We start from the raw sequence: 22,280 nt of genomic DNA on the forward strand, positions 1-22,280 counted from the left end.
AAAGTAGATGAAGCGAGTAAGCCCGAAGAAAAGGGTGAAACGAAGAAAGCAGATGAAGTGCAAGTTGCGCAAAAAGAGTTTGAACGACGTTTCCCAGAAACGAAAAATGAGGCCGCTGATACGTGGGGATTAACGAAGAAGTATAATATTCAAAAAATACGTTCTTCCAATGAAGGGAAGTATGAGGATATTATTGATCGAGTAAGTCGTACATACGGAATTCCGAAAACGTTAATTCAAAAAATGATTGAAGTGGAGTCTAATTTTAATCCGAAAACGGTGTCACATGCCGGTGCGATGGGACTTATGCAACTTATGCCAGCAAATGTGAAGGAGATGGGTGTGAAGAATCCCTTTTCACCAGCTGAAAGTATTGAAGGTGGCGTGAAGGAGTTAAGCGGTTATTTAAAGAAAAATAACGGCGACTTAGTATTGGCACTTGCTTCTTATAATGCTGGTCCTGGTAATGTGAGAAAGTACGGAGGCGTACCGCCATTTAAAGAAACGCAAGGATATATTAAAAAAATATTAAATATCGACGTTTCAAAATAAGAAGTTTCATATATAGAGAGAACATGAAATTTTCGTGAACATGATATGGGAGTTGGCTAGATTTGAAATTACAAGATGATATTCCGTTAACAATTTATTTTGAAATCGGAAATACGAAAAAGAAAATTGAAGATCTGCTTCATATTACGAAAGGTACATTGTATCGTCTTGAAAATTCAACGAAAAATACGGTGCGTCTTATGCTTGAGAATGAAGAGATTGGAACCGGAAAGATTTTGACGAAGAATGGAAAGATGTACGTTGAAATCGTTGAATTAAAAAGGTAGGGAAGGGGATTGTCATGAGTGGCGAAAAGTTAAGCCAAGAGCAAATTGATGCCCTGCTGAAGGCGGTAAATGAAGGCGAGGAAATGCCAGCTTTCGCACAAGAAGCAGGAAAGCAAGAGAAATTTCAAGAGTATGATTTTAATAGACCAGAGAAGTTCGGTGTTGAGCATTTACGTAGTTTGCAAGCGATTGCTTCTACGTTTGGGAAACAGACGTCACAGACGTTATCAGCGCGTATGCGTATTCCAATTGAACTAGAGCCTTCAACAGTTGAGCAAGTTCCATTTACGAGTGAGTATGTGGAGAAAATGCCGAAAGATTATTATTTATATTGTGTAATTGATCTCGGTTTACCAGAGCTTGGAGAAATTGTTATTGAGATTGATTTAGCATTCGTTATTTATATTCATGAATGTTGGCTTGGCGGAGATAGTAAGCGTAACTTTACGATGCGCAGACCGTTAACAGCATTTGAGTTTTTAACGCTTGATAATATATTCTTGCTTCTTTGTAAAAATTTAGAGCAATCATTCGAAAGTGTTGTTGCGATTGAACCGAAATTTGTAACGACGGAAACAGATCCGAATGCACTAAAGATTACGACAGCGAGCGATATCATTTCATTACTTAATGTAAATATGAAAACAGATTTCTGGAATACGACGGTGCGTATCGGGATTCCGTTCTTATCTGTTGAAGAAATTATGGATAAGTTAACGTCTGAAAATATTGTCGAACATTCTTCGGATAAACGTAGGAAGTATACGTCTGAAGTGGAAGTGAAAGTAAATCAAGTGCACAAACCTGTTCATGTTGCGATTGGTGAGCAGAAAATGACAATGAGTGAGATTGAACAAATTGAAGAAGGCGATATTATTCCGCTTCATACGAAAGTTTCGGATGAATTACTTGGTTATGTAGATGGAAAGCATAAATTTAATTGTTTTATTGGAAAAGATGGAACGCGTAAGGCGCTCCTATTTAAAAGTTTTGTAGAGTAGGAGGATCCATATGAAGCATGAAGTATCTCCTGTGTCATTAATGGGATTAGAAGATTTTGCAGGAAAGCGAAATGAAGCAGGTAAAGCACATATTGATACTGTTTCAGATATTTCGATTGAACTTGGTGTAAAGCTTGGAAAGTCATCTATTACGCTCGGTGATGTAAAGCAGTTAAAAGTTGGCGATGTTCTTGAAGTAGAGAAAAACTTAGGACATAAAGTAGATGTGTATTTAAGTAATATGAAAGTCGGCATCGGTGAAGCAATTGTAATGGACGAGAAATTCGGTATTATCATTTCTGAAATTGAAGCTGATAAGAAACAAGCGGCGCTTATGAAAGCGCAAAGTCAAATGCAAGATAAAGAGTAGAGGAGGAGTCATATGTCGTATATGACGACCTTATTTCAAGTCGTTTTACTGTTTGGTGCGCTCGGTTACGGTGCATATTATATGACGAAAAAGACGCGCAAACAGCAGTTTTTTAAGCAGGGTGAAAATGGCCATATTCAAGTAAAAGACGGCGTGTATTTAAATCATCAAACGAGTGCCTTTTTATTTGAAGTGGACGGAAAGCAAGTGTTCACTGTTATTAGTAATAACGGTGTACAGTCTGTGCAATTAACCGGAACAGGAAATCAGTTTCAACAAGCACTAGAAGACGCGGTGAAGACTGAAACGAAAAAAGTAGAGGATCCATCATGAGAATAAAGAAACAGTTATCATTATTAGTCGTTATTTTCGTATTTTCTATCGTTTTTTCAATTATTTTTGTAAATCCAGCGTATGCGGCCCCGAACGGTTTTATTAATTTCGAAAATGGAAAAGAGTTTACGAGTAATTCAAGTGTACAACTATTTGCGCTCGTTACCCTTTTATCATTATCTTCTTCTATCGTTCTATTATTTACACATTTTACTTATTTTATGATCGTTCTTGGGATTACACGTCAAGGACTTGGGGTAATGAATTTACCACCAAACCAAGTGCTTGTTGGACTTGCATTATTTTTATCACTCTTTACGATGCAGCCTGTACTCGGGCAACTGAAGAGCGATGTGTGGGATCCGATGACGAAAGAGAAAATAACAGTAAGTCAAGCTGCGGAAACGACAGCTCCTATTATGAAAGAATATATGTCAAAGCATACGTATAAGCATGATTTGAAAATGATGCTGAAAGTACGCGGAGAAGAGTTGCCGAAAGATTTGAAAGATCTTTCCTTATTTACACTTGTACCATCCTTTACGTTAACGCAAATTCAAAAAGGTTTACTAACAGGGATGTTCATTTATTTAGCGTTTGTATTTATAGATTTGATTATTAGTACACTTTTAATGTACCTCGGGATGATGATGGTACCGCCGATGATTTTAAGTTTACCGTTTAAAATACTCGTTTTCGTATATTTAGGTGGATATACAAAAATCGTCGATATTATGTTTAAGACGGTCGCCTGAAGCGCTTGATGCTATGTGATAGGAGTCATATAAATGAATACGTCACCAATTATAGATATTTTCCAAACCTTTTTTTATAAAGGGGTTATGATTTTAATGCCGATTGCCGTTGTAAGTCTGATTGTCGTTATTATTATCGCGGTTATTATGGCAATGATGCAAATTCAAGAGCAAACGCTGACGTTTTTACCGAAAATGGCGAGTATTGTGCTCGTTATTATCATTTTAGGTCCGTGGATGTTCCAAGAGCTAACGATGCTTATTTTAGATTTATTTGATAAAATCCCATCGCTATTGCGTTCGTACTAAGATAGGTGAACTGAAATGAATATGGAATTATGGGCGGCGACGTTTTTTGCGTTTTGTCGCATTACTTCATTTTTATATTTTCTACCGTTTTTCTCAGGCCGATCCATTCCAGCAATGGCGAAGGTTACAGTTGGACTTGCTCTTTCAATTACAGTGGCCGATCAAGTGGATGTCTCTCAAATCAAGACAGTTTGGGACGTTGCAGCTTATGCAGCAACGCAAATTGTAATTGGTTTATCACTTTCAAAAATTGTAGAGATGCTGTGGAACATTCCGAAAATGGCAGGGCATATTTTAGACTTTGATATCGGTTTATCACAAGCAAGTTTGTTTGATGTAAATGCGGGCTCACAGTCTACTTTACTATCAACCATTTTTGATATATTTTTTCTCATTATTTTTATTTCACTTGGCGGCATTAACTATTTCGTTGCCACGATTTTAAAGTCGTTTCAATATACAGAGGCGATTTCAAAATTGTTGACGACTAGTTTTTTAGATAGTCTACTCGCAACGTTATTATTTGCGATCACATCAGCGGTTGAAATTGCTCTGCCGCTTATGGGAAGTTTATTCATCATTAACTTTGTTCTTATTTTAATTGCAAAAAATGCTCCGCAATTAAACGTTTTTATGAATGCATACGTAATTAAAATTACATGTGGTATTTTGTTTATTGCGATGAGTGTACCGATGCTCGGTTATGTGTTTAAAAATATGACGGATGTATTACTTGAAGAGTATACGAAACTATTTAACTTTTTCTTAACGAAGTAGGGGGACGCGCATGGCAAAGGATAATAAAACAGAAAAGGCCACCCCGCAGAAGCGTAAAAAATCGCGTGAAGAAGGGAATATTGCCCGAAGTAAAGATTTAAATAATTTATTTTCCATTCTCGTATTAGCAGTTGTCGTTTACTTTTTCGGAGATTGGCTAGGGTTTGAGATTGCGAATTCCGTAGCGGTGCTGTTTGATCAAATTGGAAAAAATACAGATTCAACCGAGTATTTTTATTTAATGGGGATTTTATTACTGAAAGTATCGGCTCCGATATTAATACTCGTATATGCTTTTCATTTATTCAATTATATGATTCAAGTCGGCTTCCTATTTTCTTCTAAAGTCATTAAACCGAAAGCGTCACGTATTAATCCGAAAAACTATTTTACGAGATTGTTTAGTCGTAAAAGTGTAGTAGATATTTTGAAATCACTGTTTTATATGGGATTAATCGGTTACGTTTCGTACGTTCTTTTTAAAAAGAATTTAGAGAAAATCGTCAGTATGATTGGATTTAACTGGACTGCGTCACTTACTGAAATTATTAGGCAAATTAAATTTATCTTCTTAGCAATTTTAATTATTTTAATCGTTCTTTCTATTATCGATTTCATTTATCAAAAATGGGAGTATGAACAAGATATTAAGATGAAAAAAGAAGAAGTGAAACAAGAGCATAAAGATAATGAAGGGGACCCGCAAGTAAAGGGGAAACGAAAAAACTTTATGCATGCGATCTTGCAAGGGACAATCGCGAAGAAGATGGATGGTGCAACGTTTATTGTAAACAACCCGACGCATATTTCAGTGGTGCTTCGGTACAATAAACAAGTTGATGCGGCGCCTATTGTCGTTGCAAAAGGGGAAGATGAGCTCGCATTATATATACGAACGCTTGCCCGTGAACATGAAATACCAATGGTGGAAAACCGTCCGCTTGCTCGTTCTTTATATTATCAAGTCGAGGAAGATGAGACAATTCCTGAAGATTTATACGTAGCTGTAATTGAAGTTATGCGCTATTTAATTCAAACGAATGAACTTGAAGTATAATAGCGCGTTTGGAGGGGATCTCTTTGTTTAAGATGGATTCTGCAAGAACCTATTTTTCTATCTTTTTAGCAGCGTCATTCGTTGTGGCGCTCTTAATTCCACTTCCACCATTTATACTTGATATCGTTATCGTTTTTCTACTAAGTATGTCAGTGCTTATTTATATGCGAGCGACAAGTATTAACGAGTGGGATGAGTTAAAGTCATTTCCGACGATGTTGTTATTAATCGGGATTTTCCGCGTATCGATTAACGTTTCGACGACGCGAGCGATTTTAACAGACGGAAATGCGGGTCATGTTATTGAAGAGTTTGGCCAGTTCGTAATTGGCGGGAACTTATTAATTGGTATCGTTATTTTTATAGTTTTAATCATATTCCAGTTTATCGTTGCAAACGGTGCATCTCGTACAGCTGAAGTAGCAGCTCGTTTTACACTTGATTCTTTACCAGGGAAACAAATGTCTATCGATGCTGATTTAAACCAGCGTATTATTTCAGAAAAAGATGCACAGGCAAAACGTAAAAAATTAAATATGGAAACAGAGTTTTACGGAGCGATGGATGGTGCCGGGAAGTTCATTAAAGGGGACGTTATTTTCGGGATTGTCATTTTATTCGTAAACATTATTTTCGGTTTAATTGTCGGCATGATGCAGCAAAGAATGAGCTTTGCAGATGCAGCTCTTCATTATACACAGTTAACTGTCGGTGACGGAATCGTAAACCAAATCGGTTCATTAATGCTTGCAATTTCAACAGGTATTATCGTAACGCGTGTATTTGACGGCTCACCGGATACAGTAACAGAAGGTATCTTTAAAGAGTTATTAGCGCATGAAGTCGTTGTATATGCACTAGGTGGTTTATTTATCGCAATGGGTATTTTTACTCCGCTACCGTTTCTACCATTCGCACTCGTTGGTGGAACGATTATCTTCTTAGGCATTCGTAATAAAAATCGAATAAAGAAAGAAAAAGAAGACGAGCTTCAAAAAGAATTAGAAATGATTCAAGGCGAAGATGAGCAATTACAACAAGTGGAAGATTCATTCGGAGTATTTACGGATAAATATCCGATTATTGTAGAACTCGGTTTAGATTTAGCAGCACTTGTAAAGCAGAAAATTAACGGGGAAACAGCTCGTGATAAAGTTGTTCTTATGAGGAAGTCAATTATTACTGACCTCGGTATTAACGTTCCTGGAATTAACTTTAAAGATAATACGAGCTTTAGACCACGTGGTCGTTACATTATTCGTATTAAAGGTGCTAAGGCGGCTGAAGGTGTTTTAAAATCAGGTTATTTATTAGCACTAAAAACACCGAACGTAATGGCTGATTTAGATGCAGAACCAGCGAAAGATCCAATTTTCGGCGAAGATGGATATTGGATTTTAGAGCATATGGTGCAAGATGCACAAATGAAAGGCTATCAAGTGTTAGAGCCACTTAGCATATTAATTACACATTTAGATGTTGTCGTAAGGCGTAATCTGCATGAATTAATTCAGCGCCAACATGTAAAAGACTTAATTAACTCGCTTGAAAATGATAATGGCATTCTATTAGAAGAGATTAAGAAGAAAGAAATTGATTTATCACTCGTTCAAAATGTTATTAAACAACTTCTAAAAGAAGGTATTTCTATTCGTGATTTACCAACAATTATTGAAGGTATTATTGACGGAAAAGAAGTGTATCAAAATCACGTTGATGGTGTGACATCATTTGTTCGTGAATGTATTTCAAAAGTTATTTGTGAAAATGCGAAAAATCCGGACGGAAAAATTTATGCAGCGCTCTTCTCTGATTCAATTGAGTTAGATGCGGATGTTGTGAATAATTCATATCAAGGTTACTTGTTAAACTGGGATTTAGATTTAGAAACACGTGTCGTTGAGCAAGTGCAGCGCGTCTTTAAGCAAGCACGTTTAATGGGAAGAGAACCAGTGTTATTAACACGTAGAAAAGATTTTAGATTTGCAATTGTAAGACTGCTAGAACGTTATCAAGTAGAAGCACAAGTACTTTGTATTAGCGAATTAGCACCAGAAATTGTTGTGGATCAAATTGCCTATATTGAATAGTAGGGGGTGAAGTAATGGAAAGTACAGAAAAGAAAGAAGCGTTAATGCGAATAAAAGCAGCTTCGAAAAATGAATTGTATCGAAAGTTATTTGACCAATATGGTACAGATTATTATTACGTTGTCGATGAAAGTGTAAAACGAAATATACCGTTTTTCTGGAAAAAGGATTATGAAATGTTAGTTGCTTTTCCAGAAGACAAACAGGAAGAAGTGAATGAAGGTACAGCTCAATTTCATGAACAGTTAATGGATGTTGTGAATGATCCTTCAGAACAAATTGTGAAGGCGAATGGAATTCAATCAGTACTGCACAATTTAGAAAACGTAACGACTTCTATGTCATACGCGGCAATGCAAACAGGAAATAGTGAAGAATGGGCAAGAAAAAAAGAAAAACTATTAAAGCTGTTTGAAAAAGGAATTGTCGTGGTGAAACAGACGAAAGAAACGAAAGTACCGAAAAAGAAAAAAGTTGTGAAACAAGTCGTTCCGGTAAAGAAAGAAGAAGTAGTTCCAAAGAAAGAAAATCAAGAATCTGTACCGTTTATTATTCAAAAAGTAATTCGGATGCTAGAACAAAACGATGTGGAACAATATTTCATTTATGCATATGCTGAAAAGTTAAAAATAAAGTTTGAAAATGCAACGATGATTACGGAAGAAGAAGTTATCAGGTACATATTGGAAGATATGAAATCTCATTTCAATACGGAAAACGTCTTTGAAAAAGAAGTACAAACAATTGCATTAATCGGTCCAACTGGCGTTGGTAAAACGACGACGCTTGCAAAAATGGCATGGCAATTTCACGGTAAGAACAAAACAGTTGGTTTTATAACGACAGATCATTCACGCATAGGGACAGTGCAGCAATTGCAAGATAACGTAAAGACAATTGGATCTGAAGTAATTGCTGTGCGTGATGAAGCTGCAATGACAAGAGCGCTTACGTATTTTAAAGAAGAAGCACGCGTCGATTATATTTTAATTGATACAGCAGGGAAAAATTATCGTACGTCAGAAACAGTGGAAGAAATGATTGAAACGATGGGACAAGTAGAACCAGATTATATTTGTTTAACGTTATCAGCTTCAATGAAAAGTAAAGATATGATTGAAATTATTACAAACTTTAAAGATATTCATATAGATGGTATTGTGTTTACGAAATTTGATGAAACAGCAAGTAGTGGCGAATTGTTGAAAATTCCAGCAGTATCATCAGCTCCTATTGTATTAATGACAGATGGCCAAGACATAAAGAAAAATATACATATCGCTACAGCTGAACATTTAGCAAAACAAATGTTACAAACATCGTAGAAAAGAGGTGAAGAATAAGGCGCTTGCCTTATTCAAACGAATATGAACGGTCTTTATATAGGTTCTATGGGCATGATGAATTACATGCAGCGCATTAATGTTCATTCGAATAACGTTGCAAATGCTCAAACGACAGGATTTAAAGCAGAAAATATGACGTCTAAAGTATTTGATGTACAAGACACATATCGCCGCGGAGATGGGGCGGTAACAAATATCGGTTCGGTCGATTACGCTGTAGTACCAGCTGCAACGCATGTGAATTTAGTACAAGGAAATATACAAATGACAAATAGCGCTACAGATTTCTTTTTAGATGACGGCGCGGCCGGCACAACATCATTTTTCGTTACTTCTAAAAATGATGAAACGTTTTTAACGAGAGATGGTAGTTTCACATTAAATAGTGATCGTTATTTACAAACGTCATCTGGTGCTTTCGTAATGGGGGAGAATAATGAGCGTATTCGTATTCCAGAAGGAGCAAAGGTTGCTGTACAAGCAGACGGTACATTATATGATGAAGTAACACAAAATAATATTGCTCGTTTACAAACAAAAACAGTAGATGCAGAAACGAATGCTCGTCTCGTACAACGTGAAAATAAAAGCTTTACACTAGCAGAAGGAAACATTGCTAATTTACCGAACGGAACAGGAATAGTAAAAAATCATATGCTAGAAAATTCAAATGTTGATATGACGAAAGAGATGGCAGATCTTATGACAGATCAAAAGATGATTCAAGCATCACAGCGTGTTATGACGTCATTTGATAAAATTTATGAAAAAGAAGCGAATGAAATATTGAGATAAAGGACTTCCAAAAGTGGGAGTCTTTTTTGTTATTGCTTTTATTACAGTTACATCATAAAATGATAATGATTATCAATATCACCTTATCTGTTTTCATAAGAATAGAATTTCATAATGACAGCAACATTTGTTTAACTAAGTGAATTAAAAACAAGGGGATGGTGTATATATGTCTACAAATAATCAACTTTGCATTGGATTATGTTTAATTTCTAGAAAGAAAGAACAAGAGAATGAGTTTAATTCCGGAATTGATGAACAAGTAGAGTTGGCACTACAGGCAGAAAAGGCTAAGTTAGATTTTGTTTTTAAAGCCGATTATTTAGTGGCGCACCCAGATTTAATTGCTCGTAATAAAGGGAGTGTCATTTTAGACCCGACGTTACTGTTTACTGCTATTGCTTATGCGACAGAAAAAATTGGAGTCGTTACAACTGCTTCAATTTCGTTTTATCCACCATATATATTAGCAAGGCAATTACAATCGTTACACTGGATTAGTAACGGCCGAGTAGGGTGGAATATTGTTACATCCATTGACGGTGCTGAAAACTTTGGTGAGGAAGGGATGCCATCATCTGAGGAACGATACGCGAAAGCGGCAGAATGTACAGAGTTAGTAAGAAAACTTTGGAGGAGTCACCCTAATGAAGTATTGAAAGTAGATAATCCTGATGTTATTAGAGAGATGGTAAAGCCTATTGAGCATAATGGTGAGTACTTTAAGGTAAAAGGTCCACTTAATATTCCGCAGCATATATCAGGAGAAATGCCATTATTTCAAGCCGGTGCTTCAGAGTCTGGTCGGAATTTTGCTGCTTCTGTTGCTGATGCAATTTTTGCTGCAACGCCTGATATAGAGTCAGGTATTGAACTTCGTCAAGATTTAAGAAGAAGAGCAGAAAAACATGGCCGAAAGCAAGATGCTATACGCGTATTACCTGGATTATATTTCTTTATAGGTGATACATATGAAGAAGCGTTAGAAATGCATAGGCAAGCTCATCAACATCTCACAAAAGAGAAGAGATATGCGTTACTTGAAATGGTTCTCGGATTAGATGCGAGAGGGATTCCGCAAGAAAGTAAAATTACAGAAGAGATGCTGCCGAGTCGGGATCAAACTGTACGTAGTAAAACTCATGCCGAGTTATTACGGAACTTCATTATTAAAAATGAACCAACAGTTGAACAAATACTAGAACGACCAGAAGTTGTTGGATCGGCTCATTGGGTTGCGGTTGGTACACCACAGGACGTTGCGAAGCAAATTATGGATAGGTTTGAGGCAGGGGCGTTAGATGGATTTATTGCTATTCCAGGAGGACCTCCAAAGTCACTAAATCTATTCTTTAGTGAAGTCATCCCTTTATTTGTGAAGGCGGGTGTATTTAGGGAAGAGTATACAGGTTCTACTTTACGGGAGCATTTGGCGGGGAACATATTAAATACTTTACAGTTAAAATAATAGCATGTAGAAAAAAGCCTTATTGTAAAAGGCTTTTTTTGTTTAAAATTAAAAATTCTGAAATATAAGTTGACTGTATGAATGTTATTTTTTATATTAGTAGGTATAACTATAACTACTAAAGAGGTGAGAGTATGACAACGGCATTATATTTAGAAGATGCATACAAAACGAGTTGCGAAACAGAAGTGATAAAAGTAGAAGGGAATAAAGTATTTCTAAAAGAAACAGTTTTTTATCCAACTGGTGGAGGGCAGGAATGTGATACGGGTGTCATTGTACAAGATGGGTCTGTATTTGAAGTTGAAAAAGTAAAGAAGGAGCAGGGAGAAATAGTTCACTATATAAAAGATGAAGCTCAAGTAAAATTAGGTCCAGTTAAATTAGAGATGAATTGGGAAAGACGTCATCACTCGTTACTGCATCTTATCGGAGCTGTTGTTTATGAAAAGTATGGAGCACTATGCACCGGAAACCAAATTTATCCTGATAAAGCCCGTATCGATTTTAATGAGTTACAAGAGTTATCAAGCGTGGAAGTAGAAGAAATTGTTGAGGAAGTGAATAAGCTTATTGAGCAAAATAAAGAAATTTCCACTCGCTATATGAGCCGCGAAGAAGCAGAAAATGCTGTAGGAATGATTAAAACAGCAATAAATCTCCTGCCAACTACTATCCAAGAAATCCGCATTGTTACAATTGAAAATTTAGACGAACAAGCTTGTGGAGGCACACATGTGAAAAATACGAGTGAAATAGGAACACTTGTTATTGATAAAGTAAAAAGTAAAGGGAAGCAAAATCGTCGTTTTGAAGTAAGGGCGATTTAGATTGTGAGGGGTTACCGATGGATGAAATTATAAAGGAATTACAAAAGTTAGGATTTTCCCAGTATGAATGTAAAGCGTATATTGGATTGTTAAAACACTCCCCAGTAACAGGCTATGAAGTGAGTAAACAAACAGGAGTACCTCGTTCTATGATTTACGAGGTACTCGGTAAGTTAATGGATAAAGGAGCGGTGCATATTGTACCTTCTGAACCAGTTAAATATGTACCAGTACCAGCTACCGAATTAATGAATCGAATGCGAAAAGACTTTGAAAAATCCTTTGAATTTTTAGATGAGAAACTAAATTGTTTAGAACAAGAGCGACAAATAGATGTAATTTCGCATATTCGCTCAAATGATCGTGTTTTAAAAGAAATATGCAATATAATTAATAGGGCAAAGGAAGAATTATGGATTTCTGTATGGGAAGATCAAGTGCATGAAATTGAGCCATACATTCATCAAAAGGAAGAGGAAGGCGTACATATATTTTCAATCTTATTTGGAGCTACAGAAACAAAAATAGGAGCCACGTTTCATCATAATTATATGACGCCCCACGTTGTTGAAAAGAGAATGGGTGGTCATTTAACTGTTATTGCTCGTGATGGAGAGGAAGTATTAATTGCGAACTTCTCAAATGATAGCACTTCATGGGCTGTTACAACGTATGACCCAGCGCTAGTTCTCGTTGCTACAGAGTATGTGCGCCACGATATTATGGTTGAGGAAATCACAAAGGAATTTGGAGCTGATAAGTTAGATACGTTATGGCGTGAAAATATAGATTTAGTTCATGTCGTAACAGGAAAACGAACTTTAGAAGGAATGGAGGATGATAGAGATGAGTAAAGCTGAGGCACATGTAGCTTTGCAGAGCGATGATACATTTCAGCAAGGAGTAAAAGATTGTTTACCAACTGTATTTGGTTACTTGAGCATCGGTATAGCAGCTGGTGTAATTGCAAAAACAGCAGGTTTTTCTATCATTGAAATTGCATTTATGTCCACTTTAATTTATGCAGGTTCTGCCCAATTTATATTAGCTGGTATGTATGCAGCCGGTGCTCCTGCTTCCGCAATTATTTTTACTGTATTTTTTGTTAATTTACGCCATTTATTAATGAGCGCAGCGCTTGCACCGTACTTTACGAAAATTCCTCTATTTAAAAACTTAATCATCGGTTCGCAAATTACAGATGAAACTTTCGGCGTTGCAGTGCAGCATGCAGCGCAAAAAGGATATTTAGGTGAAAGATGGATGATTGGGCTTAACGTAACAGCGTATTTAAATTGGATACTTGCTACCATTATTGGTGGGCTATTTGGTGAGTGGATACCAGATCCACATACATACGGGATGGATTATGCATTACCAGCGATGTTTATCGGATTATTTGTTCTTCAGCTCATAAGTAGTAAACCAAAACTAGTAATTCATTTAAGTGTTGCAATTGTATCGATTATTATCGCATACGTTTCACACCTATTTATGCCAGATAGTATAGCGGTTATTATCGCAACATTACTAGCTGCGACGATTGGAGTGGTGATTGAAAAATGGAAATGAGATTAGATGTATTATTACTTTTACTAGCAGCAGGAGCTGTTACACTCGTGCCACGTATTTTACCTCTACTCGTATTTAGCAAACTACAAATTCCTGACTGGGGTTTAAAATGGTTAAATTACATACCAATTGCGATATTAGCAGCGCTTTTAGCACAAGTTTTATTTATGCATGAGACGATGCAGTGGGATTATCTTATTACAGCAATCCCAACATTTCTTGTTGCAATATATACTCGTAGTTTATTAGGTACAGTATTAACGGGAGTGGTTGTGATTATTTTGTTACGTTTCTTTTTCTAAAAAGGATTACGCTCATATAATAGCGAAAAGTGTAATAACATGAAAAATATAGGGGTGGTGTTATGATACTTTTAACGATAGGAGCAATTTTGTTAACGTTGTTTATTTTCTTTATTCTCGGTTTTATTACATTTATGATGTTTGTTGATAAGGCGACGCCTCAAATATATTATACACCTTGTGAATCAGTGACAGTGAAAGCTAAAGGTAAACATAGAAGGAAGAAAAGTTGAAAGTTGGCTTTTCTTCCTTCTTCTATTACATCCCCGAAAGAACTAACAACAATAACCAAAATAGAAAACTAATAAAGGAAAGAAAACCAATACATATCGAGAACACACGATTATTTCTCCATTCGTGCCAAAAAGCGATAAATCCTAAAATACAAAGGAAAAACCAAATGGGCAGGAATATGAACTCGCTAACTTTCTCGGGGAGTAACGAATAAGAAGTTGTTACATATAAGATCCAATTAGTAAAAAATAAAATGCAAATGATAATAGATTGTAGGTAGGGGCGGTTGAAAAATCTCCCTTTTTTTACGGTTTTAAAAATGATAGTTAGCGCTGAGATAAAGGCAATGAGTATGAAAATAAGTAAGAGTAATGTCAGCGTCATTTGATTCTCCTTTATAAGATTGTTTTTATCACGCATGGGCAGTAAGACCCACACCTTAAAACTCAACGTAAGAAAAGAGATTAGGTGGGGGATGAACATCCCCCATTGATTGAAGTTTTACTTTACAAGAAATAAATCTATTAAATTGTATGCTTGTTTTGTAGAGTGCCTGTTATATTTTTCAGTGTACGGATTTAGAAATCCATGTTCACCGTGTAGTTGTTTTATTTCTAATAAAGGATTTTTTTGTTGCTGCAATGTTTGAATTAAAGAGGATACTGAAAAACTAGCTTCTTTTTCAGGAAATATAAGTAGTGTAGCGCATGTAGGCTTTATGTGAACATAGTCGCGTATACGAGAACCGTAACATCCGATAATAAAATCTATTTTCGGATTGTTACTACATAGCCATGAGACGGTAGCTCCAACGCTAAAGCCGATAAGACCAATATGTGTATAACTACTAGAAAGATGAGAAATGAATTCTTCAATTTGCTTTTTTCCATAATCAAATCCAATATGATTTACAAAATGTTCATATGCTTTTTCTTCATCACTATAATGAAATGCATGTTGCGATTGTAGAAGGTTAGGACAGAATACGTCTATATGAGATGAAGTAAAGTGGTTGGTAACGTGATGCATATGGTCGTTCACACCATATATTTCATGAACAATAACGAGAGCTACTTTTTTCTTCATAGTTATATTGTGCCTCTTTGAAACTTAAATTCTTTCTCAACAAGGCAGATACGCAGGTGGAAGTTTTCATACCATTGCTCACGACCTCTTTTTTTCGCTTCTTTATGTAAGGCGTTCTTTTTCCAATTTTCAATCGCATCAAGTGATTCCCAATAAGAAATTGTTATTCCGATTCCAGAATTACCTCGTGCACTTTCTACACCTAAAAATCCAGATTGTTGCTTTGCAAGTTTCTCCATTTCTTCGGCAACGGTATTATAGTCAGTTGTATCATTTGATAAATTAGAAGTGAATATAACTGCATAATAAGGCTTGTTTTTTTCTAAATTAGATGCCATTATTTTTCCTCCTTAATGTATAGTACGAATAATTAATCCATAGTTTGTATTTTAGCAGGTCATAAAAAGAAAAGAAGTAGAAAATTCTTATTTTTTCAGCTCATGTAAAATAAAAGATTGAAGAAATTTATAATAAGTAATCTGAAATAAGAAAAATGCCACTTCAAAAGAGAAGTGGCATTTCTTATATTTCCTCTAAGCTATTAACTGGAACAGTTAATTCGCGTCCTGGGTTTTTTACTTCATATATGCGGGCGGTTTCATTGCTTTCATCGACGTGTTGAATCATAACAGGCATGCCTTGAAAACTGACATTGGCTTGTTCCGCTGACACAGAAAGCTCTATTGCACGTTGTATATTCATTTATATTCCTCCCATCATTATTATCTTTGCTAAAAAAGAGGAATAATATACCATTTAGAGACATTCTTAAAGTTTTTGTATTATTTGTAATGTTTCTTTAATAAATGAAGAAAAGATGGAATCAGGATAACCATCTATCGTTTGAACTGCTTCTTTTGCTTCTTTCAGAGCAGCTGGTTTATCTTGAAGTTCTATATGACACAGGGCACGATATGAGCCAGCTGTTAATAACCATGACTGATCAAGTGGATGACTCATATAATCTGGAATATTAGCACGTTTTAATGTTTCCAAAGCTTCCTCGTAACGTTTTAAACCATACAGAGATTTTCCTTTTTCAAGATAATACAATCCATCTTCTTGAAAAATCGGTACATCTTTTAGTTTTTCTCGGAATTGTTCTAAATGTTCTAATGCAATTGTATATTCGTTTGTAACGGTATTGTAGTAATAAGCTTTTAATATATCTATATTTGCAGCGGATAAAGTATCTTCTGTAAAAATGGCAAATTGCTCCGATTTTTTTATGTAATATAAATATCGTTCTTTATCGGTTGTAATGATTTTTTGATAAGATAAAATACGGTAAAATTCATCTGTTTTATAATACACTTGATGTTTTTTTGAAAATGCAAGTGCATCTAAAATGGTTTTTTCACATTTTTCATAATTACCATATGCGAGTAAAATAATTGCTTCTTTTAAGTATAATTGTATATGTGTAATAAGATCCATTTCTAAATTCTTCGTTTTATATTCATCGCGAATTCTGCTAATCAACTGTAAACATTCTTTATATTTTTTCCGTTTGTAGAGCATATAGTAAAACAGTAGTTTCGTTTCAGTACTTTCACGATACAAAGTATATTTTTCAAATATAGAAACAGCTGTTTCAACGTAATATTCAATATTATAATCGTTCATAATGGCCGCTCCAGTTATGAACTGTTTATATAAACGTGCTGTGTTTAAAGTAAGGGGTAGTTCTTTTTGAACGATAGGTAGTAAAGTCTTGTATACTTCATCGCATTTATTTGATTTTATTAATGGCTCCATTTTTTGAATGAGTTCCACAATTTCTTCTTCATCTTCTTCTAATAAAAAGCTCGTTTCACATTCAAGTTTTTCCGCAATATATTGTAATGTTTTCATAGAAGGTGTAGCTTTTCCATTTTCAATTTGACTAAGCATACTTTTTGTCAGTTCCGAACCTGCCAGTGCTGTTTGCGTAAGCTTTTTATCTTTTCGTAATGCTTTAATTTTTTCACCGAGAGTTGCCATATTATTGCTCCTTTATATTTAAAAAGTTTAATTGTATTTAACTTTTTGTTGTGAAAATTGGAAAGTTGATTATATAATAAGTTTAACACAATTTAACTTTTAAGGGGAGAGAGTCAAAAATGGGAGATATAAGTATAGGAAAACATGATTCAAGAATGAAGATTGCAACTAGAAATATCATTTTAATGATGATTGGAAAAATGACGTCTTTATTAGGCGCAGGTATTTATACGTTCGCAATGGGGTTATATGTATTAAAGACTACTGGTTCAGGGATGGGTTTTGCAATTACGCTCGTTTGCGGATCACTTCCAAGGATGATCTGTGGCCCAATTGCTGGTGCTGTAGCAGACCGTGTGAATCGAAAATGGCTTGTCATTGGTACTGATTTATTAAGTAGTTTAACGATGCTTAGTATGTTTATTCTTGCTACTATATTTGGGCCATCACTTCTTTTTATTTATATTTCAGCAGCATTATTATCAATTTGTGCAAGTTTTTATTCTGTTGCATTAACTTCGTCTATTCCGAGTTTAGTAGATGAAGGACGTATTCAAAAAGCGAGTGCTTTAAATCAAACGGCGGCTTCTTTATCAAATATTTTAGGACCGATTATTGGCGGAGTTGTATATGGTTTCTTTTCAATTAAATCGTTTTTCCTATTAAATAGCATTACGTTCTTTTTAGCGGTTATTTTGCAATTATTTATCGTATTTGATTTATATAAAAAAGAAGCGGCTGAAAGTACAGAGCATTTCTTGACGAGTATAAAAGAAGGTTTTTTATATGTAAAAAGACAACGTGAAATATATGGTTTAATGAAAATAGCATTGTGGGTAAACTTTTTTGCGTGTGGTCTAACAGTTGCACTTCCGTACATTATCGTCCATACATTGCATTTATCTTCAAAGCAACTCGGTACTGTAGAGGGAATGTTAGCAGTCGGGATGCTAATGGGAGCGATTGCTTTATCAGTGCGTAAAGAAGTGAATAATCCGTTTCGTTCTATTTATACTGGACTGTTTTTGTTTGCAGGTTTAAGTTTATGTACAGTCTTTCCGTTGTTAGTTATCATTCCAAAAGTAGCAAGTTTTATTTACTATATTGCTTTTATGATGTTAACTGGTATAGCAATTATGATTGTAAACATTCCAATGCAAGTACATATGCAAAAAACGACAGATCCGAGCTACCTAGGGCGTGTGTTTGGCCTACTTGAAACAATTGCGACTGCAATCGCACCACTTGGTATGATTGTATATGGACTACTATTAGATATGTTGCCAACTAGCATTGTTATGATGACAATAGGCGGAGGGTTATTGTTAGTTGTATTAGTTGGAGTAAAGCAACATATGGCGAAAAAACAAGTAGATGTGTCCGCTTAAAAATAATAAAAATTTGACTTATCATTATAAAAATGACTAAATTAGTATTTTAGTTTTTGAAACTCTTTTTCATGTATGTTAAAGTAAAGTGAGCTTGCAAAGAAAAGGAGACAACAGCATGAAAAAATTAAGTTTTGTTATGCTTTTTCTATTAGTCGTAATGGCTGGATGTAGCAATTATGACACATATATTGAAACAGGTATGCAATCATTGAAAGATGAAAAGTATAGTGATGCAACAATGTGGTTTGAAAAAGCAGAAAAAGAGAAATCAGGAAATGAAGCGAAATCATATAAAGAAGTTGCTGAGAAAATGGATCACGGAGCAACAGCATTAAAAGATGGTAAGTATTTAGAAGCGAAAGACATTGCAAATGAAGTGTTACAAAAGAAAAAAGATGCTGAACTTGAAAAAGCTGTAACATCAAATGCAGAGAATATGCTTCAAAAAGCAAAAGATGTGGAAGAGAAAGTAAATGAAAGAGTGGCAAAGCGTAGAAAGGTAGAAGAAGAAGGAATCGATAAAATTATTAAAGCTGTCGATAGTATAGATGAAGTGAAAGAAAAAGAGAAGAAAGTATCAGAAGCATTAGATAAGGCTGAAGAGGCGCAAGCAAAAATTGAGGCAAAGAAAAATAAATAGATTTATAGTTTGAAAGGCTGTCGTGCATAACGACAGCCTTTTAATTTTTTGTTGCAAATGAAGTGATGCTCTGTAGTAAAAAAGAAATGATTTTAGAATTCCATCTGTCCTCATGATGAATCGTATAAATGTTACGCTGAAATTCAAATTCAGGGATTGGTATATAGCATAGCTCATTTCGTTGTATTTCTTGCTCGATAGCAAGTTTAGAAATAAAGGCAATTCCATTACCATATTTTAAAATTTGTTTCATCGTTTCTAATGAGTCTAATTCAATTTCAGATTGGAATGTAATGTTGTGCGCCAACGTCCATTGTGTAAGTAAATCTCTCGTTGTAGATGGATTACGATGCAATAGTATGCGTTCCTTTTCGATATTTTGTAACGATACATTGTCTTTCTTTGAAAAATGATGTTCTTTGGAAAAGGCAAGAACAAGTGTATCGGGCATTATATTCGTTTGTTTTAAAAGTGGTTCATCAAATGGAGCAGCGGAAATTATCCCAAGATCGATTTCGTGATTTTGTAGCATCATTCGAATTTCAGGGGCTGTTTTCACTAGTAGCGTTATTTTTATATTGGGAAATTCACATTGAAATTGATGAACGACTTCTGGTAAAAGATAAGTCGCTGGTACATAACTAGCGCCGATTGTTATAGCACCTTTATGAAAATCTTTAAACTCTTGCGTGACACGTCTGGCTTCTTTCATAAGTGCATCTATTTTAGAAGCATAATGATGCAAAGCCTCACCAGCCTCTGTTAAGAAATACCTTCCAGAACGTAATTCGAATAGAGATACACCGAGTTCTTCTTCTAAGCTTTTTATATGAAATGTAATAGTTGGTTGTTTAACGCCAAGTTTTTCTGCAACGATTGTAAGCTTTTTGTATTTCTTAATAAGTACTACAATTTCTAATTTTAAGAGATTCATTATGAATTGCCGCCTTTTTTATTTTAACTATAGAAAAAATCTATAGAAATAAATAGTTTATTAGAAGTTTTTTAATTTAATCTTTACAGTACATTAACATTCAGTATAAATCTTCCATATAGAATGAAAGCAGGTTAAGAATGAGGGGAGAGAGGTGAAGCAATGGATATTACAATTAGTGGATTAGAAAAGACATTTGGAAAAATACAGGCGTTAAAGCCGTTGCAGATTGTAATGAAACAAGGGGAATTTACTACACTTTTAGGACCTTCGGGGTGTGGGAAAACAACTTTACTTAGAATGATAGCAGGGCTTGAAGAACCGGATAAGGGAGAAATATATTTTGGAGACCAGTGCATGTATTCTGCTGCAAAAAAGATAAAGACATCTCCTCATGAACGGAATATCGGTATGGTATTTCAAGATTTTGCTTTATGGCCGCACATGACTGTTTTTGAAAATGTTGCATTTGGTTTAAGAGCTACAAAGCAAACGAATCAATTGCGAGAAAAAGTAGAAGATGCGATAAAGCGAGTTCGCCTGCAAGGTATGGAGAAAAGGTATCCACACGAACTTTCTGGTGGACAGCAACAACGTGTCGCATTCGCTAGAGCAATTGTAACAAAACCTCATTTTATTTTGTTTGATGAACCGCTAAGTGCACTCGATGCAATTTTGCGAGAAGAAATGAGAATAGAGCTTATGGATATCGTTCATTCCATTGATTTAACTGCACTGTATGTCACTCACGACCAAACAGAAGCAATGTCAATGTCAGACCAAATTATTGTCATGAAACAAGGAGAAGTATTACAAAAAGGAACACCGGAAGATATTTATGTGAAACCGTCTCATGAATTTGTTGCCAAATTTGTTGGTAAGGCGAATTGGCTTGTAGAGGGTAAAAAAATGGTTCGTCCAGAGCATGTGAGCTGGACGAAAAATGAAGTGTGCGAAATGTATACAGGTGAAATTAAGCACGTTACATATGTAGGAGAACGGTATGAAATAAAAGTAAACATGGGGGCACTCGGAATATGGACAGCTTATCACAATAGTAAATTAAGCATCGGTAAACCAGTATCGTTATATGTGCCAAAAAAATGTATTCATCATATAGGGGGAGAATCATATGAAGAAATTCAGTTCGCTTAAGTCTTTATTTGTATGTACTTTATTATTTTCGGCTGTAGTAACAGGGTGTAGTTCAAAGACAGGCAATGCAGATGCAAAAAGTAAAAATACGACTGAAAAGAAAATTGTTGTATATAGTGCAGGGCCAAAAGGGTTAGCAGAAAAAATTCAAAAAGACTTTGAAAAGAAAACTGGTATAAAGGTGGAAATGTTTCAAGGGACAACTGGTAAAATTTTAGCGAGAATGGAAGCTGAAAAGAAAAATCCAGTCGTTGATGTAGTCGTACTTGCATCATTACCAGCGATGGAAGGATTAAAGGAAGAGGGTCAAACGTTAGCTTATAAAGAAGCGAAACAAGCTGATAAGCTGCGTTCTGAATGGTCAGATGATAAAGGACATTATTTCGGGTATAGTGCTTCAGCATTAGGGATTGTGTACAATACAAAAAATGTGAAGACAGCGCCTGAAGATTGGAGCGATATAACGAAAGGGGAATGGAAAGGAAAAGTGAATCTTCCAGATCCAGCACTTTCAGGTTCAGCTCTAGACTTTGTAACTGGATATGTGAAAAAGAATGGAAAAGATGGATGGAATTTATTTGAACAACTTAAGAAAAATGAAGTTACAGTAGCAGGAGCAAATCAGGAAGCGTTAGACCCAGTTGTAACAGGTGCGAAAGATATGGTAATTGCGGGTGTTGATTATATGACGTACAGCGCAAAAGCAAAGGGTGAACCTGTTGATATCGTATATCCAAAAAGCGGAACAGTTATTAGTCCACGCGCAGCGGGGATTATGAAGGATAGTAAAAATGTAGAAGGCGCAAAAGAGTTTATTGATTATTTATTATCCGATGATGTACAAAAACAAGTTTCTAAAGCGTATTTATTGCCTGGTAGAACAGATATAAAAGCTGAAAATAGACCAAATGTAGAAGAGATTCCAGTATTAAATATTGATTGGAAAACAGTTGAGAAAGAGCAAGATGAAATAGGAAAACAATTTAAGAAAGTATTTCAATAAGATGGTGATT

The 22,280-nt window shown here is 35.3% G+C and carries 28 protein-coding genes; 22 read left to right on the plus strand and 6 right to left on the minus strand.

From position 1 onward, the window contains the following. From BUA87_RS00005 to BUA87_RS00090, 18 genes are all read left to right on the plus strand, one after another. Window positions 1-552, plus strand: a 552-nt coding sequence (locus BUA87_RS00005) for a lytic transglycosylase domain-containing protein (protein WP_072938152.1), incomplete at its 5' end; no start/stop codon positions are given. A gap of 62 nt (window positions 553-614) precedes the next feature. Then, window positions 615-839, plus strand: a complete 225-nt coding sequence (locus BUA87_RS00010) for a flagellar motor switch protein FliN (protein ID WP_000775712.1) — start codon at window positions 615-617, stop codon at window positions 837-839. A 14-nt stretch (window positions 840-853) separates the two neighbouring features. Then, window positions 854-1,840, plus strand: a complete 987-nt coding sequence (gene fliM / locus BUA87_RS00015; RefSeq protein WP_071714491.1) for a flagellar motor switch protein FliM — start codon at window positions 854-856, stop codon at window positions 1,838-1,840. A gap of 10 nt (window positions 1,841-1,850) precedes the next feature. Then, complete coding sequence (gene fliN, locus BUA87_RS00020) at window positions 1,851-2,210, plus strand: flagellar motor switch protein FliN (protein ID WP_000680010.1); 360 nt, start codon at window positions 1,851-1,853, stop codon at window positions 2,208-2,210. Window positions 2,211-2,222: 12 nt separating this feature from the next. After that, on the plus strand, window positions 2,223-2,543 hold the full coding sequence (locus BUA87_RS00025; RefSeq protein WP_000121178.1) for a hypothetical protein: 321 nt from the start codon (window positions 2,223-2,225) through the stop codon (window positions 2,541-2,543). After that, entirely contained in the window at window positions 2,540-3,298 is a 759-nt protein-coding gene (locus BUA87_RS00030) for a flagellar type III secretion system pore protein FliP (RefSeq protein ID WP_071714490.1), read from the plus strand. Before BUA87_RS00025 ends, BUA87_RS00030 begins: the two co-directional genes overlap by 4 nt. Before the next feature lie 33 nt (window positions 3,299-3,331). Next, entirely contained in the window at window positions 3,332-3,607 is a 276-nt protein-coding gene (locus BUA87_RS00035) for a flagellar biosynthetic protein FliQ (RefSeq protein WP_001098080.1), read from the plus strand. A 15-nt stretch (window positions 3,608-3,622) separates the two neighbouring features. Next, a complete protein-coding gene (locus BUA87_RS00040) occupies window positions 3,623-4,384 on the plus strand; it encodes a flagellar biosynthetic protein FliR (RefSeq protein ID WP_071714489.1) in 762 nt (253 codons plus the stop codon). A 10-nt stretch (window positions 4,385-4,394) separates the two neighbouring features. Then, window positions 4,395-5,441: a flagellar type III secretion system protein FlhB gene (locus BUA87_RS00045; protein ID WP_071714488.1), complete on the plus strand. Its 1,047-nt coding sequence runs from the start codon at window positions 4,395-4,397 to the stop codon at window positions 5,439-5,441. A 23-nt stretch (window positions 5,442-5,464) separates the two neighbouring features. Beyond that, window positions 5,465-7,531, plus strand: coding sequence for a flagellar biosynthesis protein FlhA (gene flhA, locus BUA87_RS00050; RefSeq protein WP_071714487.1), 2,067 nt, complete (start codon window positions 5,465-5,467; stop codon window positions 7,529-7,531). A gap of 14 nt (window positions 7,532-7,545) precedes the next feature. Continuing rightward, a complete protein-coding gene (locus BUA87_RS00055; protein WP_071714486.1) occupies window positions 7,546-8,856 on the plus strand; it encodes an ATP-binding cassette domain-containing protein in 1,311 nt (436 codons plus the stop codon). 42 nt (window positions 8,857-8,898) lie between these two features. Further along, complete coding sequence (locus tag BUA87_RS00060) at window positions 8,899-9,672, plus strand: flagellar basal-body rod protein FlgG (protein ID WP_001013934.1); 774 nt, start codon at window positions 8,899-8,901, stop codon at window positions 9,670-9,672. 169 nt (window positions 9,673-9,841) lie between these two features. Beyond that, window positions 9,842-11,140 (plus strand): NtaA/DmoA family FMN-dependent monooxygenase, encoded by a 1,299-nt coding sequence (locus tag BUA87_RS00065; protein WP_071714485.1) that lies wholly within the window; start codon window positions 9,842-9,844, stop codon window positions 11,138-11,140. 134 nt (window positions 11,141-11,274) lie between these two features. Continuing rightward, window positions 11,275-11,970 carry an alanyl-tRNA editing protein gene (locus BUA87_RS00070; protein ID WP_072938156.1) on the plus strand — a complete coding sequence of 232 codons (696 nt, stop codon included), beginning with the start codon at window positions 11,275-11,277 and terminating at the stop codon, window positions 11,968-11,970. Window positions 11,971-11,987: 17 nt separating this feature from the next. Then, window positions 11,988-12,824 carry a TrmB family transcriptional regulator gene (locus BUA87_RS00075; protein ID WP_071714483.1) on the plus strand — a complete coding sequence of 279 codons (837 nt, stop codon included), beginning with the start codon at window positions 11,988-11,990 and terminating at the stop codon, window positions 12,822-12,824. Then, entirely contained in the window at window positions 12,817-13,542 is a 726-nt protein-coding gene (locus BUA87_RS00080; RefSeq protein WP_016082166.1) for an AzlC family ABC transporter permease, read from the plus strand. The genes BUA87_RS00075 and BUA87_RS00080 overlap by 8 nt, the downstream gene beginning before the upstream one ends. After that, a complete protein-coding gene (locus tag BUA87_RS00085) occupies window positions 13,533-13,844 on the plus strand; it encodes an AzlD domain-containing protein (protein ID WP_023521614.1) in 312 nt (103 codons plus the stop codon). The genes BUA87_RS00080 and BUA87_RS00085 overlap by 10 nt, the downstream gene beginning before the upstream one ends. Before the next feature lie 62 nt (window positions 13,845-13,906). Next, window positions 13,907-14,077, plus strand: a complete 171-nt coding sequence (locus BUA87_RS00090; protein WP_000602245.1) for a DUF3951 domain-containing protein — start codon at window positions 13,907-13,909, stop codon at window positions 14,075-14,077. A gap of 25 nt (window positions 14,078-14,102) precedes the next feature. On the opposite strand, the gene BUA87_RS00095 is transcribed toward BUA87_RS00090, so the two are convergent. The 5 genes from BUA87_RS00095 to BUA87_RS00115 form a co-directional block, all read right to left on the minus strand. Continuing rightward, entirely contained in the window at window positions 14,103-14,462 is a 360-nt protein-coding gene (locus tag BUA87_RS00095; RefSeq protein ID WP_071714482.1) for a hypothetical protein, read from the minus strand. 117 nt (window positions 14,463-14,579) lie between these two features. Continuing rightward, window positions 14,580-15,164 (minus strand): dienelactone hydrolase family protein, encoded by a 585-nt coding sequence (locus BUA87_RS00100; protein WP_072938159.1) that lies wholly within the window; start codon window positions 15,162-15,164, stop codon window positions 14,580-14,582. A 2-nt stretch (window positions 15,165-15,166) separates the two neighbouring features. Then, the gene (locus tag BUA87_RS00105) at window positions 15,167-15,502 is read right to left on the minus strand and encodes an antibiotic biosynthesis monooxygenase family protein (protein ID WP_071714480.1); all 336 of its coding nucleotides are present in this window, start codon (window positions 15,500-15,502) and stop codon (window positions 15,167-15,169) included. Between the two features lie 184 nt (window positions 15,503-15,686). Beyond that, window positions 15,687-15,866 (minus strand): H-type small acid-soluble spore protein, encoded by a 180-nt coding sequence (locus tag BUA87_RS00110; protein WP_001025734.1) that lies wholly within the window; start codon window positions 15,864-15,866, stop codon window positions 15,687-15,689. Between the two features lie 66 nt (window positions 15,867-15,932). Continuing rightward, window positions 15,933-17,147, minus strand: a complete 1,215-nt coding sequence (locus BUA87_RS00115; RefSeq protein WP_071714479.1) for a helix-turn-helix domain-containing protein — start codon at window positions 17,145-17,147, stop codon at window positions 15,933-15,935. 119 nt (window positions 17,148-17,266) lie between these two features. On the opposite strand from BUA87_RS00115, the gene BUA87_RS00120 reads away from it, so the two are divergent. Then, window positions 17,267-18,535, plus strand: a complete 1,269-nt coding sequence (locus BUA87_RS00120; protein ID WP_071714478.1) for an MFS transporter — start codon at window positions 17,267-17,269, stop codon at window positions 18,533-18,535. A 118-nt stretch (window positions 18,536-18,653) separates the two neighbouring features. Further along, entirely contained in the window at window positions 18,654-19,178 is a 525-nt protein-coding gene (locus BUA87_RS00125) for a DUF4398 domain-containing protein (RefSeq protein ID WP_000736436.1), read from the plus strand. A 40-nt stretch (window positions 19,179-19,218) separates the two neighbouring features. Here the strand turns inward: BUA87_RS00125 and BUA87_RS00130 are convergent, their stop codons facing one another. Further along, window positions 19,219-20,112, minus strand: coding sequence for a LysR family transcriptional regulator (locus BUA87_RS00130; protein WP_043936912.1), 894 nt, complete (start codon window positions 20,110-20,112; stop codon window positions 19,219-19,221). Window positions 20,113-20,274: 162 nt separating this feature from the next. On the opposite strand from BUA87_RS00130, the gene BUA87_RS00135 reads away from it, so the two are divergent. Next, window positions 20,275-21,267, plus strand: coding sequence for an ABC transporter ATP-binding protein (locus BUA87_RS00135; RefSeq protein WP_000355536.1), 993 nt, complete (start codon window positions 20,275-20,277; stop codon window positions 21,265-21,267). Next, the gene (locus BUA87_RS00140) at window positions 21,245-22,270 is read left to right on the plus strand and encodes an ABC transporter substrate-binding protein (RefSeq protein WP_071714477.1); all 1,026 of its coding nucleotides are present in this window, start codon (window positions 21,245-21,247) and stop codon (window positions 22,268-22,270) included. The genes BUA87_RS00135 and BUA87_RS00140 overlap by 23 nt, the downstream gene beginning before the upstream one ends. Window positions 22,271-22,280 lie beyond the last annotated feature (10 nt).

The sequence above is a fragment of the Bacillus sp. bc15 genome (assembly GCF_900142585.1).
Classification (GTDB): Bacteria; Bacillota; Bacilli; order Bacillales; family Bacillaceae_G; genus Bacillus_A; species Bacillus_A cereus.

Bases quoted from the DNA above. Each gene is read 5' to 3' on its own strand.
- fliM (WP_071714491.1), top strand. From the start codon at position 854: ATGAGTGGCGAAAAGTTAAGCCAAGAGCAAATTGATGCCCTGCTGAAG.
- fliN (WP_000680010.1), top strand. From the start codon at position 1,851: ATGAAGCATGAAGTATCTCCTGTGTCATTAATGGGATTAGAAGATTTT.
- BUA87_RS00025 (WP_000121178.1), top strand. From the start codon at position 2,223: ATGTCGTATATGACGACCTTATTTCAAGTCGTTTTACTGTTTGGTGCG.
- BUA87_RS00030 (WP_071714490.1), top strand. From the start codon at position 2,540: ATGAGAATAAAGAAACAGTTATCATTATTAGTCGTTATTTTCGTATTT.
- BUA87_RS00035 (WP_001098080.1), top strand. From the start codon at position 3,332: ATGAATACGTCACCAATTATAGATATTTTCCAAACCTTTTTTTATAAA.
- BUA87_RS00040 (WP_071714489.1), top strand. From the start codon at position 3,623: ATGAATATGGAATTATGGGCGGCGACGTTTTTTGCGTTTTGTCGCATT.
- BUA87_RS00045 (WP_071714488.1), top strand. From the start codon at position 4,395: ATGGCAAAGGATAATAAAACAGAAAAGGCCACCCCGCAGAAGCGTAAA.
- BUA87_RS00055 (WP_071714486.1), top strand. From the start codon at position 7,546: ATGGAAAGTACAGAAAAGAAAGAAGCGTTAATGCGAATAAAAGCAGCT.
- BUA87_RS00060 (WP_001013934.1), top strand. From the start codon at position 8,899: ATGAACGGTCTTTATATAGGTTCTATGGGCATGATGAATTACATGCAG.
- BUA87_RS00065 (WP_071714485.1), top strand. From the start codon at position 9,842: ATGTCTACAAATAATCAACTTTGCATTGGATTATGTTTAATTTCTAGA.
- BUA87_RS00070 (WP_072938156.1), top strand. From the start codon at position 11,275: ATGACAACGGCATTATATTTAGAAGATGCATACAAAACGAGTTGCGAA.
- BUA87_RS00075 (WP_071714483.1), top strand. From the start codon at position 11,988: ATGGATGAAATTATAAAGGAATTACAAAAGTTAGGATTTTCCCAGTAT.
- BUA87_RS00080 (WP_016082166.1), top strand. From the start codon at position 12,817: ATGAGTAAAGCTGAGGCACATGTAGCTTTGCAGAGCGATGATACATTT.
- BUA87_RS00085 (WP_023521614.1), top strand. From the start codon at position 13,533: ATGGAAATGAGATTAGATGTATTATTACTTTTACTAGCAGCAGGAGCT.
- BUA87_RS00090 (WP_000602245.1), top strand. From the start codon at position 13,907: ATGATACTTTTAACGATAGGAGCAATTTTGTTAACGTTGTTTATTTTC.
- BUA87_RS00095 (WP_071714482.1), bottom strand. From the start codon at position 14,462: ATGACGCTGACATTACTCTTACTTATTTTCATACTCATTGCCTTTATC.
- BUA87_RS00100 (WP_072938159.1), bottom strand. From the start codon at position 15,164: ATGAAGAAAAAAGTAGCTCTCGTTATTGTTCATGAAATATATGGTGTG.
- BUA87_RS00105 (WP_071714480.1), bottom strand. From the start codon at position 15,502: ATGGCATCTAATTTAGAAAAAAACAAGCCTTATTATGCAGTTATATTC.
- BUA87_RS00110 (WP_001025734.1), bottom strand. From the start codon at position 15,866: ATGAATATACAACGTGCAATAGAGCTTTCTGTGTCAGCGGAACAAGCC.
- BUA87_RS00115 (WP_071714479.1), bottom strand. From the start codon at position 17,147: ATGGCAACTCTCGGTGAAAAAATTAAAGCATTACGAAAAGATAAAAAG.
- BUA87_RS00120 (WP_071714478.1), top strand. From the start codon at position 17,267: ATGGGAGATATAAGTATAGGAAAACATGATTCAAGAATGAAGATTGCA.
- BUA87_RS00125 (WP_000736436.1), top strand. From the start codon at position 18,654: ATGAAAAAATTAAGTTTTGTTATGCTTTTTCTATTAGTCGTAATGGCT.
- BUA87_RS00130 (WP_043936912.1), bottom strand. From the start codon at position 20,112: ATGAATCTCTTAAAATTAGAAATTGTAGTACTTATTAAGAAATACAAA.
- BUA87_RS00135 (WP_000355536.1), top strand. From the start codon at position 20,275: ATGGATATTACAATTAGTGGATTAGAAAAGACATTTGGAAAAATACAG.
- BUA87_RS00140 (WP_071714477.1), top strand. From the start codon at position 21,245: ATGAAGAAATTCAGTTCGCTTAAGTCTTTATTTGTATGTACTTTATTA.